Genomic DNA, 214 nt, shown 5'->3' with positions numbered 1-214 from the left:
ACCCCCCAGGGCGCGTTCGGCGACATCGGCCTGGGCCTTGAGGGTGGTGGCGTCGAAGAGTACCAGCAGGTCACCGGCGGCGACACTTTGGTTGGGCTTCAGCTCCGCCTCGGCCACCCCCCAGGGCGCGTTCGGCGACATCGGCCTGGGCCTTGAGGGTGGTGGCGTCGAAGAGTACCAGCAGGTCACCGGCGGCGACACTTTGGTTGGGCTT

1 pseudogene is annotated in these 214 nt (G+C 68.7%); it reads right to left on the bottom strand.

What is annotated here, in order from left to right:
• Window positions 1-69 precede the first annotated feature (69 nt).
• Window positions 70-214 (bottom strand): annotated as a pseudogene (locus tag CK486_RS18640) (HlyD family secretion protein); the annotation flags it as partial.

This window comes from Pseudomonas sp. HAR-UPW-AIA-41, from assembly GCF_002304225.1.
Lineage (GTDB): Bacteria > Pseudomonadota > Gammaproteobacteria > Pseudomonadales > Pseudomonadaceae > Aquipseudomonas.
The sequence above is the reverse complement of the archived record's forward strand: the minus strand, read 5'-3'. Positions and strand labels throughout refer to the sequence as shown.